At 39.4% G+C, this 13578-nt stretch carries 12 protein-coding genes; all 12 read right to left on the bottom strand.

The genetic code is table 11. The features are described from left to right. Positions 1-438 precede the first annotated feature (438 nt). Positions 439-1374 (bottom strand): protease modulator HflC, encoded by a 936-nt coding sequence (hflC, locus tag RSX31_RS09720; protein ID WP_148995916.1) that lies wholly within the window; start codon positions 1372-1374, stop codon positions 439-441. Continuing rightward, positions 1367-2329, bottom strand: a complete 963-nt coding sequence (gene hflK / locus RSX31_RS09715) for an FtsH protease activity modulator HflK (protein ID WP_282138731.1) — start codon at positions 2327-2329, stop codon at positions 1367-1369. The genes hflC and hflK overlap by 8 nt, the downstream gene beginning before the upstream one ends. 351 nt (positions 2330-2680) lie before the next feature. After that, on the bottom strand, positions 2681-4480 hold the full coding sequence (gene pnpS, locus RSX31_RS09710; RefSeq protein ID WP_315634423.1) for a two-component system histidine kinase PnpS: 1800 nt from the start codon (positions 4478-4480) through the stop codon (positions 2681-2683). After that, complete coding sequence (locus tag RSX31_RS09705; RefSeq protein ID WP_315634422.1) at positions 4477-5196, bottom strand: response regulator transcription factor; 720 nt, start codon at positions 5194-5196, stop codon at positions 4477-4479. Before RSX31_RS09705 ends, pnpS begins: the two co-directional genes overlap by 4 nt. Before the next feature lie 250 nt (positions 5197-5446). Continuing rightward, positions 5447-5923, bottom strand: coding sequence for a MaoC family dehydratase (locus RSX31_RS09700; RefSeq protein WP_148995919.1), 477 nt, complete (start codon positions 5921-5923; stop codon positions 5447-5449). A 363-nt stretch (positions 5924-6286) separates the two neighbouring features. Beyond that, positions 6287-6487, bottom strand: coding sequence for a DUF6440 family protein (locus RSX31_RS09695; protein ID WP_315634421.1), 201 nt, complete (start codon positions 6485-6487; stop codon positions 6287-6289). A 99-nt stretch (positions 6488-6586) separates the two neighbouring features. Then, positions 6587-7333 (bottom strand): ABC transporter permease, encoded by a 747-nt coding sequence (locus RSX31_RS09690; RefSeq protein ID WP_148995920.1) that lies wholly within the window; start codon positions 7331-7333, stop codon positions 6587-6589. Further along, positions 7330-8184: an ABC transporter ATP-binding protein gene (locus RSX31_RS09685; protein ID WP_315634420.1), complete on the bottom strand. Its 855-nt coding sequence runs from the start codon at positions 8182-8184 to the stop codon at positions 7330-7332. The genes RSX31_RS09690 and RSX31_RS09685 overlap by 4 nt, the downstream gene beginning before the upstream one ends. 210 nt (positions 8185-8394) lie before the next feature. Beyond that, positions 8395-9402 (bottom strand): LytTR family transcriptional regulator DNA-binding domain-containing protein, encoded by a 1008-nt coding sequence (locus RSX31_RS09680; RefSeq protein WP_315634419.1) that lies wholly within the window; start codon positions 9400-9402, stop codon positions 8395-8397. 252 nt (positions 9403-9654) lie between these two features. Then, entirely contained in the window at positions 9655-10593 is a 939-nt protein-coding gene (gene mdh / locus RSX31_RS09675; protein ID WP_113969592.1) for a malate dehydrogenase, read from the bottom strand. An 81-nt stretch (positions 10594-10674) separates the two neighbouring features. Continuing rightward, positions 10675-11946, bottom strand: a complete 1272-nt coding sequence (gene icd, locus RSX31_RS09670) for an NADP-dependent isocitrate dehydrogenase (protein WP_148969904.1) — start codon at positions 11944-11946, stop codon at positions 10675-10677. 122 nt (positions 11947-12068) lie between these two features. Continuing rightward, complete coding sequence (gene citZ, locus RSX31_RS09665; RefSeq protein ID WP_148969905.1) at positions 12069-13187, bottom strand: citrate synthase; 1119 nt, start codon at positions 13185-13187, stop codon at positions 12069-12071. Positions 13188-13578: the final 391 nt, after the last annotated feature.

Genomic DNA, 13578 nt, shown 5'->3' with positions numbered 1-13578 from the left:
GGCTTCTGAATCTATATGTTTATTCTATCATGTTGGGGAATGAAAGGAAAAATGGGGGCCTTATTAAGTCCTCTAAGATGACTTTCATTTCATTTTTGAATTCGAGTCATCTCTATGGAAATTATGATTTTTCGACAAACGGATCATCAAATGGAAAAAAGGGATCATATATCAGAATTTCGGATCATAAATCGCCGAGAGTGGTTCATATATCAAAATTCCGGATCATATATCCGAAAAGCGGATCATAAGTAACGCAAACTGGATCATAAAGTGATCGAGAGCATAATTTTCAAAGTATTAACCGCCTGAAAAGGATAATTGAAGCATATTTTCATTAAAAACTCGTCAAATATACTTTAATCAAGCGAACCATTAGCCTAAATGAACAAAAAAACTGTTGAAGAATGAGATTACCTCAATCTTCAACAGCTCCTTTTATTCTGTATACCCCATCAACAGCCTAGCATACGGCGAGTCAGATGGTAAGATGATAACCGTTTTATCATCCACTGTTTTCTTATATGTTTCCAGCGTTTTATACAGGTCATAGAAATCGGGATCCTTGGAGAACGATTTGTTGTAGATTTGTGCAGCTTCGGATTCTCCTTCCGCCCTGATGACATTGGCGTCAGCTCCTGCTTTTGCCAGAAGCTCCTTTACTTCACGATCTGTTTCAGCAGTGATTCGTTGTTTCTCGGCATCCCCCATTGAGAGGTATTCCTGAGCCTTTGATTCACGTTCTGAAATCATACGCGTATAGACAGAGTTCTCATTTGCTTCCGGTAAATCCGTACGCTTCATGCGGACATCCTGAACGACAATTCCGTATCCATCCCGTTCAAGAAGCTCGTTCACTTTGTCCGTCACCCGATCGTTCAAACTTCCCCGGGAAGACTTTTCATCATTGATGATTTCATCATACTCTAATTGTCCGAGCTCCGACCTGACGACTGAGTAGATGAACTCTTCCATTTTTGTCTCTGCGTTAATGACCGTTCTTGCATTCTTGATCATTTTAAGAGGATCTTCGATACGCCACACGGCATAGTTGTCGATGAGCATCCGCTTTTTATCTTTTGTATTGATTTCAGCTTCCGTTACATCATACGTCATTTGATGCTTAGGCAGGGTAGTAACAGACTGAATGAACGGGACCTTATATTTCAAACCGGGTTCTTTGTCTATTCTTACGACTTCCCCGAATTGACGGACGACTTTATACTCTCCTTCTTTGACAATGAAGAGACTGGTAAACAGCAGAAGAATGACGGCAGCGAGAATGACAAGGAAGATTCCTAATTTTGTATAGCGCTTCCACTCGATAGGGTCTTTCTTCTTTTGATTGATGTCAAAGACGTTTTGATCACTCATTCTCTTCACTCCCTTCCTGCTTCACCGGGCCGTTTTGATTTTCAAGCTGTCGAATCGGGAAGTATTTCAACGTTTCTCCACTATCCTTCATAATATAGATTTCCGCATTTGGAAGAACATTTTCCAAGGTTTCTAATACAAGTCGTTTTCTCGTAATCTCAGGATTCGATTTGTATTCGTTGTACAGCTTATCAAATACGGCTACATCTCCACGGGCCTGCTCCACACGCGCAATTTTATCCCCTTTTGCCCTGGACATGATCGCATCTTTTTCACCTTTTGCTTCATTTGATCGCTGGTTCCGATATTTCTTTGCTTCATTGATTTTCGTGTTCATCGTTTCCCTTGCATCCGTTACGGCTGTAAAAGCTGATCGGACCTCTGCATTCGGCAGCTCGACATCCTGCAGTTTCACTGCAAGAATGGAAATACCAATATCATAATCATCAATCAGGGTCGTTAGTAAATCTCTTACTTCCGCCTCGATTTCCGCTTTTCCAGATGTTAACGCATCATCTATCAAGGAGCTCCCTATAATGCTTCTTAAAGAAGATGAAGTTGCATCGTAAAGGATTTCCTTCGGGTTGTCTGAGTTAAATAAGTACGTTTCGGGATCCGTGATCTTCCATTGAACCACAAGATCAGCGAGAACGATGTACTCATCTCCCGTGATCATTTTCGTTTCTTTCGGAAAGTCCTTGATCTTCCCGTCTTTTTCTTCATATCCAAATTGGAGACTGAAGGTTTCTTTAGACAGAACTTCCACTGATTGCATCGGCCATGGCATCTTGAAGTGCAGCCCAGGCTCGACGACCGGCTCTCCCGCTTCTCCAAATGTCAATACAAGCGCTTGTTCTGATTCATCAACGGTATACCAGGAAGTCAATAACACAACAATTAAAATAATGGCCGCTACAACCATCCCTGTCACCATGTAAATTCGTTTTAAACTCATATGCGCCCTCCCTTTTCTATCTCTATATCTTATTAATCACCTACTAAGATATACGGACTTACTACAAAAAGGTTTCAATAATATTAAGAGAAGATGACAAAAGAGGGAGTTGATATTGTGTGCTCGAGATGAATGGGTTCCTAACTGTATGCATGCGCCAGCGGGGAAGTAAAGTGTTGTTCATTAGACTGATAGCGCTTTCAAAATAAAAAAGCGAAAAGACGAGAACGGGGTTAGCTCTCGCCTTTTCTTAACACCTTGGATGAAGGGGTTTCACTTAGTATCGTAACACCCTTTTATTAACAGGATTTAAACCTATTGTAAATGCAATGTAAAATAATTGTAAACTTACTAAGATTTGCTCTTCCCTTCACCCAGCGTATAGCTTGAAGACTGCTTGTATAAGGAAACTGTGAACGTCGTACCTTCATTCACTTCACTGTCTACTTCGATTTTTCCTTCATGGGCTTCGATGATATGCTTCACAATGGCTAAACCTAAGCCCGTTCCGCCTGAATTACGGCTTCTTGCTTTGTCCACGCGATAAAACCGTTCAAAAATGCGGGGAAGTTCTTCTTTACTGATTCCCATCCCGTTATCCTTGACGCTCACATGAACCATTTCTTTATCTTCCGTCACTGAAATCAAGACATACCCGCCCTTTGGAGTGTACACGATCGCATTACTGACCAGATTAATGAAAACCTGTTTTAGTCTGTAGGAGTCTACTTCCGCATGGCCCCTTGACTCAAATGACGTTTGAAGGGAAATGTCTTTTGATTTCGCTTTTTCTTTCAATATCGGAATCACATCTTCAATTAAACCGGCAATCTCTACTTCATGCAGGGAAAGCTCGAACCCCTGTTTTTCAATCTTGGACAATTCCAATAAGTCTTGTATAAGGGATTGCAGGCGGTCGCTTTCCATCAGAATGATATCCAGGAAAGACTTTAACGTATCGGGATCATTCATCGCCCCATCCAATAGTGTCTCAGAGAAACCTTTAATGGATGTGATCGGTGTTTTCAATTCGTGAGAGACATTCGCTACGAAGTCTTTTCTCATTTGCTCGAGCTTTTTAAGCTCCGTGATGTCATGGAATACAACGACAATCCCTTTCCACTCATCGTTATGACCGATGATAGGCGCCCCATATACTTCATAATGCTTTCTTTCTATTTTGTGAGGAAGAAGGATCTGCTTTCTTAACCGTTCTTCTGTCATGAAGATTTCTTCCACAAGCTTATTCACTTCCTGATAGTGAATGACCTCATGGTATCTGACTTTTTTCAGCTGGCTTTCTTTCAGATTAAAGAAGTCCCTGAACGTCCGGTTCGTCAATACAACAAAACCGCGATGATCAATTAAGAGAAGGGCGCTCCCCATGTTTTCAATCAGCGTCGTTAAACGATCCTGCTGCATTTCCTGTGAATTCACCATTTCCTGCAGATTACGGGCGAGAATGTTAATGGAGGTACTTAACATAGTCGTTTCATCCAGGCGGTCTTCGTATGTCCGCGCCCGATAATTCCCCTTGGCGAGCTCCATTGCCACATTCGTTGCCGATTCAATGGGCTTTGTATACCTCACCGTAATTCTCGATCCCAGAATGATAATGAGGATTAATGCAAGACCTAAGGAAATGGATAGCACAAACCAAATTTGCTGTATTCCTTTCTCAAAGGCTTCTACCTCGGTACTCATGATAAGCAATCCATTTAACTGGTTATCACCGCCCTTTAGCGGGTACCAATAATACCTGTACTCCACACCTGCTGTCACCAGTTTTCTATGCTTTTGCTTTACATCCCAGTTCTCCTGGATTTCATTTATGATCCTCTTTTGCTGAGGACCGACCAGTGATTCCGAGGTTTCCGTATCATGGACTACACTTCCTGAGTTATCAAGAATCGTAATCCTGACATCCAATATGTCACTCAATTCTTTGATCATCTCGGGATCGATTTCTTTCGGTGTCCCGTTTTCTTCAATGGAATTTGCCAGTAACCTTGCCTCTTTTTGAATCCGGGAATTAAATGTATCCAGATAGAAATTCTTGAAAATTTGACCCAGAAGCAACCCAAGTCCTATCAATACAGCGATGATCAGGGTGATTAGAGCAAAAAGAAGTTTTGTTCTAAACTTGGTCATCGATTTTTAGGCTCCTCCAATTTATATCCAAGCCCTCGGATGGTTTTTATATAAGTTGGTTTTTTCGTGTTGGATTCTATTTTTTCCCGTAAATGACTGATATGAACATCCACTATTCTTGTGTCCCCGGCAAAATCATAATTCCATACCGCACTTAATAGCTGATCTCTCGTTAAGACCCTGCCTTTATTTTCTGTTAGATATAAAAGAAGTTCGAATTCCTTGGGTGTCAACTCCATTAGATCACCTTGGAAATAAGCTTCATACTGTTCCGGATAAACCTTTAATTCTCCCACTTCCTTGTAATCTGTCGGTTCAACGGAAGTTGGTTCCGCCGCTTCCTGTATGGCTTGACTGCGTCTTAGAATAGCCTTGACCCTAGCAACCACTTCACGAGGACTGAACGGCTTTGTCATATAGTCGTCTGCCCCAAGCTCCAGTCCAAGAACTTTATCAAATTCGTCATCCTTAGCCGTTAACATAAGAATGGGGATATTAATCTTCCTTTGTCGCAGTTCTTTACACACTTCGATTCCATCCATGGAAGGAAGCATCAGGTCAAGAATAATTAAGTCCGGGTATTGCTCAATCGCTTTATCCCTTCCTTCTTCACCGTCATGTGCCGTAGTAACGGAATAACCTGATTGCTCAAGATTGTACTTTAAGAGTGTTGCAATAGACTGTTCATCATCGACTACCAAGATTTTTTTGCTCATTTGTTGTGCCTCCATACAAAAGAAAATTAACCCCAACATCCAACGTAATTATGTAATTGTACTTTCATTATAATATAAATCTTGAGGGTTACCATCATTTAGAGAGATTTAATACTTTTTAGTTTTCTTGCCGTACGTTACTAAACCGACCCAAACCTTATTCTCTTCTTTTATATGATGCACTTCTCCCGCTTTCTTTATCATTTTTTGCATAATAAAAGAGCTATGGATATCATAGCTCTTTCAGGTGTTAGAAGTTTTCTAATGCATGGCTATTCATTTTCTCTAAGCGGTGTGGGGGGCATACTTTGATGGTACCGTTGATGACCTTCTCCTCTTCTTCATTGGTAGCTGTTACTTCGATAGTTACCAAATGAGTGTGGGGATCCACTTCCATCACTTCAAACAGGAATTGTACTGTTGCATAATGATAGACCGGTTTAGGGAATTCAATGTTTTGCTCTACTATATGAGAACCCGGACCCGGTAAGTATTTAGAAACGGCAGATGTGATGATGCCCGTTAACATGATTGAAGGCACAATCGGTTTTTTGAATGGCGTCTGAGAAGCATAATCATGCTGGATGTATAATGGATTGGCATCATTTGTGAGCCCTAAGTAAAGAAGCAGTTCGTTATCTTCTATTTTTTCTGTAAGGGTCAGCTTTTCACCTATCGTCATTTCTTCGATTTTCCTTCCCAGTTTTCTCTTTTTCCCTAATAACATAAGAAGCACCTCCGCGTATGTAAACGATTACAATTTTAAATAATAAAAATTGTTTTTATTATCTGTCTATTACTATTTTATCATTTATAGGGTTTCCATACAAAGAGTTTTTACGCGTAGGTCAGTGATTTTTAATAGCAAACTATTTGTACGTTATTTCGCAGCTAACTTAGCTGTTACGCCATGTTCAATGAGTTTGATGATTGATAGTAAGAAACGGCTTAACTTCTCTGGAGAGAGCTAAAATCTAAAAGAACATTGAATAAAAAAAACCAAACTAATTTGCCTCCTGGCATGCAAATTAGTTTGGATTAACTTAGACAAAACACTTTTGACCCAGCCTCTGTATACGTATAATTATTGTTAATTAGCTTCTTCTACCTGTGACACTACTACTTCACCATTCTTATCTAATAAAGGGGTAAGAGCGCATCCTTGCGCACTCCATGTGTATAAATAATTTACACCTGTTTGACGATCAACCCATATAGATATTAAAATGCCCTGCTGAGAATTTTGCACCAACTTTTCATCAAAACGTTTATCACCTTTTTTTTTGAACATCATTTACCTCTCCTTATAAATAATTTTTGATTCTTAGTCTAAATATTCCTGGGATGATAAAAAAATACTGCATGTCATACAGTAAATTTTCCCCAGTAGTTAACTATCTAATCCATTTTTCTTGTACGCATAAACAAAGATAACTAAACAAATAATGAACCAACCGAAGAGAACGCTAATATCAGTTAGGTTCCATTGATATCCAGTCTCAGAAAATATGCTGTTTGCAAAGTTTGTTAACACACCTGTATAAGTGTAGTCCAGAATTTCCGACAAATCTTCTTTGAAGAGTTTTACTGCAGGCACTGATGTTAAAAGTAATGTAATAGGCATTGTATATAATGATGTTTGTGTTTGGTTTTTTGTAAGAATTCCAATAATGTATCCAATTAAAAGGCTGATCAAGCTAGCTACTGTTGTCATTAACAAGTAACTTCCAAACTGAACCTCTTCAAAAGAGGATCCACTTACAGGAATCATTAGAATATTCACTAGAATCAGGATAAATAATGGTGGCAGAAGAGTCCCGATCAAGTACTCTAAGCCGTTTACGGAAGATGTCATTAGAACTCTTAAAGTGTTTTTTTCCTTTTCTTCTGCTAAAGGGCTACTGCTCATTGAAATACCAGCTATTGCAATATTAAAGATAATCCCGAAGCTAAGCACAAATGCATTCGTAGAAAAGCTAATTCCTTCCTTATTTACATCTAAATCTGGCATTATATTTTTTATAGCAAATACAAACCCTAAGGCAAGAATGGGTCCTAACATAACACTGGTATTACTTAGCAATGTCTGAAATTTCATTCCTATGATTGCTTTTATCTTTCTTATTGAAATTCTCACAGTAATTCCCTCCCGGTCAATTCTATGAAGACTCTTTCTAATGTCGGTTCAGTTGAATGAATGGTTACAAGTTCATTGTTAGCTATCCACTGATTAATTTTCTTTGCCGTATCATCAGAGTGAGGGAGTGTGAACTCCTTTTCACCCTTTAACACGATCTGATAGCTTTTATCCTTATTGTACTTTAGGCTTAAAGCTTTAGGGGTTCCATGCTCTACAATGATTCCATCATTCAGAAGGGCAACATTATCGCAAAGTTTCGTCGCCTCGTCCATATTATGGGTCGTAAGGAATATTGCTGTCCCATTCCCTTTTAATTCAGAAAGTAGTTCATGAACTGCTAAAGCTGTACTGGGATCTAACCCGCTGGTAGGCTCATCTAAGAAAAGTACCTTCGGCTGATGTAAAAGAGCTCTTGCAAGGACTAATCGTTGGGCCATTCCCTTGGATAATTTACTGGCAATTTTATCTTTGTGTTCAAATAAACCAACTCTGGTTAGAAGGAAATCAATACGTTCTTTCTCAACATCTAAAATGTTGGCGAAAAATTTCATATTACTGTAAACGGTCATTCTTTCGTATATTCCGCTATTGTCTGTGACAATTCCCACTTGTTCATAAATACTTTCATTAATTTGTTCAACGGGTTTTCCTAAAACCATTGCTTTTCCCGAAGTTTGCACTAATTGTCCAGTCAATATTTTGATAGTTGTTGTTTTTCCTGAACCAGAAGGTCCAAGAAAACCAAATATTTCTCCCGAATGAACTGAAAAGTTGAGATCTTTTAAAGCAGATTCGTCATTGAACTTTTTTGATAAATGTTCAACACGGATCACTGTGTGTTTTTCCATTTGCTTTTCTCTCCTTTTTTAATAATGAAGAATGTTTAGGTGGACTAGAAAAATTTGTATAAATACCAAAGTCCATTTAATATTGCCAACTGCTTTTAGTTTAGAAAAAAACAATAGAAAAGTCGTAAATATCCGGTGAATAGTACGATAAAATTGCTCGAATGTAACAAAATGAGGTTGAAATGGACTCATTTCAACCTCAAATGAACCTTAAAACTCTATTAATTTTTTCATATCTTCCAACCGATTTCGAGAAAGGGGCAGTTTCACATTAGATTTACCTCTCAAAATTAAGGTATAACTATTCTTTGAATAACTAATCAATTCAGACACCCGCTGCAAATTAACTAAATAAGAACGGTGACACCTGAAGAATCCAAATTTCAACAATCTCTTTTCTAGTTCATTCATCGTTAAGTCTGTTGGAAAATATTCATCATCTATCCGTATATTACTTACGCTGTTAACACTTTCAATAAAATCAATTTCATCAGGACTGAAAAAAATCGTTTTATTCGCCAACTTACAAGCCACTTTGAAGACGTTGTTTGGAATGAATTTTTCGCTATCATTATTTTCCCCAGAGATTGAATCAGGTTCGTTAGTAAGATCCGTTTTTTCAAGTCCACTTAGTCGGTTATAGCGATAGATATCGTTGCTTAACAGCAATAAATCTTCTATTGAATTGGAAGTGAATAATGTGGCAGTATTAGTTGAACGAAGATGCTCCAATGCTTTTAAATAAAGTTCAATTCCTTCGCCTGTTAGATTATTAAGTGGATTTTCAATTAATAGAACTTCTGGGGAAAATAGAGACATTCGGAGTAAACTCACCCTTTTCTTCTGGTCGTCTGTCAGTTTCTTAATTTTAGTTCGCCAAACATCTAAAAGCGAAAATGTTGCAATGTGGTTTTGTAAAGGATGAGGAAAACCTGCGATTTTTTTAAAAAAATTCAAGTAGCTTTGAACAGTTAAATTATCGTATAAGCCATCATCTTTATATTCTGATACTATAGATTTTGTTTCTCTCTCAATGTTACCACTGGAAGGGGGAATTTCCCCTGATATCAGATCAAATAGCACTGCACTTTCTTCACTGGCCATTTTCATCCCAATATGTGAAGTCTTTTCAATAACTAAATCTATATTCTTCAATACAATGCGATTCTCTTCTTGTTTCATCACTTTTTCTAATGTAATTAATCTCAATCTATACACACTCTCTTTTACTTATTTATATAAATTATACACTGTCAGATTCAGCAAATGAATTTATAGAGCAGTTCCTCCTTCTGTTAGGTAGTTTTTAAAAAATCACTCTGAGTTACTACCTCTCTTAAATAAATAAGTTTACTGCCCGTTTGTTGAATAAAAAAACTGTTGTGAATCATACAACAAGGTTTATTACGGTCACTTGGAATACAAAAAAACCGGCCCTAATAAAAGAGCCAGTTTTGGATTGAATGTGTATTAAGCCAAAGAAGACATCACGTTTTTAACAGCGTCTGCTGAGTTAGCGAGTGCAGCTTTCTCTTCTTCGGTTAGTTCGAGTTCAATGATTTTTTCCAGTCCATTACCACCAAGGATGGTCGGAACACCTAAGTAGATACCTTCGAAACCGTATTCACCTTCTAAGTATGCAATAGCTGGGATGACGCGGCGTTGGTCCTTAAGGATGGCTTCTACCATTTGAACAAGTGAAGCAGCAGGAGCATAATAAGCACTTCCGTTGCCGAGAAGGCCTACAATCTCCCCTCCGCCTTTACGGGTACGCTCGACGATCGCGTCTAAACGGTCTTTAGGAATTAATGTTTCCAGAGGGATGCCTCCAGCGTACGAGTAACGAATAAGAGGAACCATGTCATCCCCATGGCCGCCAAGAACGAATCCTGTAATATCTTTCACAGAGAGGTTTAATTCCTGTGCGACAAATGTGCGGAAACGGGCTGTATCCAGAACGCCGGATTGTCCGATTACGCGCTCTTTAGGGAATCCTGATTCTTTGAATACTGTATAGGTCATAGCATCCACTGGGTTTGTCAGAACGATGATGTAGCAATCTGGCGAATACTTAACGATTTGCTGCGTGACCGATTTCATGACCTTTTGATTGGTTTGAACCAGATCATCACGGCTCATTCCAGGTTTACGGGCAATCCCTGCAGTGATGACAACAATATCGGAATCCTTTGTATCTTCATAATTGGAAGTACCGATAATGTTTGAATCAAATCCTTGTACCGGGCTCGCTTCAAGCATATCCAGCGCTTTCCCTTTCGTCGGGTCTTCATTTTGAGGAATATCAACCAGTACAACATCTCCAAGCTCTTTCTGAGCAAGCATCAGTGCTGTAGTCGCCCCTGTAAAACCTCCACCGATAACAGATACTTTTCTACGTTTAATAGCCATCATAATTCCTCCTATTCGTGTCATTATGTAAAGGAAGGAGTGCTCCAGTTCGAAGCACCCCATCCCTATTTCAAATTAAGATTATCCCATGTTTTCGATTAAAGCAGAACCGAACTCAGAACATTTCACTTCTGTTGCTCCATCCATTAGACGGGCGAAGTCATATGTTACGACTTTAGAAGCGATTGTTTTCTCCATGGATTTTGTGATTAAGTTAGCAGCTTCTGTCCAACCAAGGTGCTCAAGCATAAGCACTCCTGAAAGGATGACAGATGAAGGATTCACTTTATCCATACCTGCATATTTAGGAGCCGTTCCGTGAGTTGCCTCAAAGATCGCATGTCCTGATTCGTAGTTGATGTTTGCTCCAGGAGCAATACCGATTCCACCAACTTGAGCGGCTAATGCATCAGAGATATAATCTCCGTTTAGGTTCATTGTTGCCACTACATCAAACTCAGCCGGACGAGTAAGGATTTGCTGTAGGAAGATATCAGCGATTGAATCCTTCACGATGATCTTACCAGCTGCTTCAGCATCGGATTGTGCTTTATTAGCAGCTTCCAATCCGTCAGCATCCTTGATCTTGTCATATTGAGCCCAAGTGAATACTTTATCCCCGAATTCTTTTTCAGCAAGCTCGTAACCCCAGTTTTTGAAAGCTCCTTCAGTGAACTTCATGATGTTCCCTTTGTGAACCAACGTTACTGATTTACGGCCTTCTGTGATCGCGTAATTGATTGCTGCACGAACAAGACGGTTTGTCCCCTCTTCAGAAACAGGCTTGATCCCGATACCGGATGTTTCTGGGAAACGGATTTTGTTAGCACCCATTTCATCTTGAAGGAAAGTGATTAATTTTTTAACTTCATCAGAACCTTTTGCGTATTCGATACCTGCATAGATATCTTCAGTATTTTCACGGAAGATGACCATGTCAGTGTCCTCAGGACGCTTAACCGGTGATGGAACACCTTCGAAGTAGCGTACAGGACGCAGGCAAGTGAACAGGTCTAATTCCTGACGAAGCGCAACGTTCAATGAACGGATTCCGCCGCCGACAGGAGTTGTAAGTGGACCTTTGATCGCGATGAAGTATTCACGGATTGCTTCAAGTGTATCATTTGGAAGCCATTCGCCCGTTTTGTTGAATGCCTTTTCCCCTGCATATACTTCTTTCCATGAAATCTTGCGCTCACCTTTGTATGCTTTTTCAACAGAAGCATCTAGGACGCGTTGAGCTGCTGCCCAAATATCAGGACCCGTTCCGTCACCTTCAATGAATGGGACGATTGGATTGTTTGGCACATTAAGTTGGCCGTTCTGGTTTGTAATTTTTTCACCTTGTGTCATTATGTAACCTCCATTTATTCATTATCAAAGGGGATGACCCATAATTGCCTTATGCATTTAGAGTCAGTCCCCTTCCCTTATTCATTACACCAATATTTTCACCATTTGTAAATATTGATGTTTTAACCTCTTTGTTCTACAGGCACATATTCCTGTTTGCCAGGACCTACGTAATCAGCACGTGGACGGATCAGGCGGTTGTTTGAATACTGCTCAAGAATATGGGCTAACCAACCGGATACACGGCTTACAGCGAAGATCGGAGTGAATAGGTCATGATCGATGCCTAAGCTGTGGTAAACGGATGCTGAGTAGAAATCAACATTAGGCGGTAAGCCTTTATTAGATGTAAATACATCTTCTACCTTAACGGACATTTCGTAGTATTCACTTTGTCCTGTTAATTCAGTTAATTTTTTAGACATTTCTTTAAGGTGCTTGGCACGAGGGTCTCCTTGACGGTATACACGGTGACCGAAGCCCATGATTTTTTCTTTCTTCTCTAGTTTGTCCAGGATATATGATTCTGCTTTATCTACCGATCCGATTTCAGTAAGCATCTTCATGACCTGCTCGTTTGCTCCACCGTGCAGCGGTCCTTTTAAAGCACCGATCGCAGCAGTGACACCTGAATACACATCAGAAAGAGTAGCGACACATACACGTGCAGTGAATGTAGAAGCGTTTAACTCGTGATCCGCATGAAGAACAAGCGCTTTATTGAACGCCTCGATTTCAACCGGCTCAGGATCTTTCCCGGTTAACATATATAAGAAATTAGCAGCGAATCCTAAATCTTTACGAGGAGCAATCGGCTCTTGTCCATTACGAATTCGTGAAAAGCTCGTAACGATTGTAGGAATTTTCGCTTGAAGTCGAACAGCTTTTAAATAGTTTTCCTTTTCGTCCATTACATCTGCTTTATCATCATATAATCCAAGTAAAGACACGGCAGAACGTAAAGCTGCCATAGGATGGACTTCCTTGATGTTGTACATCTTGAAGTGCTCGATGACCTCTTTAGGCAATTCAGCGTTATCTGCTAATAGTTCTGTAAATTCCTGAAGCTCTGATGAAGTAGGTAATTTCAGATGCCATAATAAGTAGATAACCTCTTCAAAACTGGCATTGTTTGCTAAATCATCAATGTTGTAGCCAACATATGTAAGAGTATCATCAATGATCGAACTAATGGATGATGTTGTTGCTACAACCCCTTCTAACCCGCGAGTTGCTGTCATAATAACCTCTCCTTTTGTTAAGTATTTCTCTTTACCCATTTTCATATGAGCATAAAACCCTACATGACTATCAATACGTCAGTAGGCTTGTTTAAAAAGAACATAAATAAAGGTTGAGCGATTGCTCAATTCCTATACAAAAAATGATTCCCGGCTCTTCCTGTGATATGACGAGAGCTTGGGATGCGCTTACATTTCCTATTATAAACAATTATCTGACTTTTGTGAATGAAAACGCATCAATTTCTATAAAAATTATTTTTCTAGAAAAATAAACCATAGCATTGAGGCGTACAAACGGAGTGATTACAGGGGTTTCTCATCCTGTTATAAAATCACTGAATATGTCGAAGATGTATAATCAAAGTCAAATGATATCAGTTACACACTC

Origin of the sequence: Rossellomorea yichunensis (assembly GCF_032337515.1) — a bacterium.
Lineage (GTDB): Bacteria > Bacillota > Bacilli > Bacillales > Bacillaceae_B > Rossellomorea > Rossellomorea yichunensis.
This window is presented reverse-complemented; position numbering and strand designations above follow the sequence as displayed.

Bases quoted from the DNA above. Each gene is read 5' to 3' on its own strand.
- RSX31_RS09695 (WP_315634421.1), bottom strand. From the start codon at position 6,487: ATGTTCAAAAAAAAAGGTGATAAACGTTTTGATGAAAAGTTGGTGCAA.
- pnpS (WP_315634423.1), bottom strand. From the start codon at position 4,480: ATGACCAAGTTTAGAACAAAACTTCTTTTTGCTCTAATCACCCTGATC.
- hflK (WP_282138731.1), bottom strand. From the start codon at position 2,329: ATGAGTTTAAAACGAATTTACATGGTGACAGGGATGGTTGTAGCGGCC.
- mdh (WP_113969592.1), bottom strand. From the start codon at position 10,593: ATGGCTATTAAACGTAGAAAAGTATCTGTTATCGGTGGAGGTTTTACA.
- RSX31_RS09705 (WP_315634422.1), bottom strand. From the start codon at position 5,196: ATGAGCAAAAAAATCTTGGTAGTCGATGATGAACAGTCTATTGCAACA.
- icd (WP_148969904.1), bottom strand. From the start codon at position 11,946: ATGACACAAGGTGAAAAAATTACAAACCAGAACGGCCAACTTAATGTG.
- RSX31_RS09685 (WP_315634420.1), bottom strand. From the start codon at position 8,184: ATGGAAAAACACACAGTGATCCGTGTTGAACATTTATCAAAAAAGTTC.
- citZ (WP_148969905.1), bottom strand. From the start codon at position 13,187: ATGACAGCAACTCGCGGGTTAGAAGGGGTTGTAGCAACAACATCATCC.
- hflC (WP_148995916.1), bottom strand. From the start codon at position 1,374: ATGAGTGATCAAAACGTCTTTGACATCAATCAAAAGAAGAAAGACCCT.
- RSX31_RS09700 (WP_148995919.1), bottom strand. From the start codon at position 5,923: ATGTTATTAGGGAAAAAGAGAAAACTGGGAAGGAAAATCGAAGAAATG.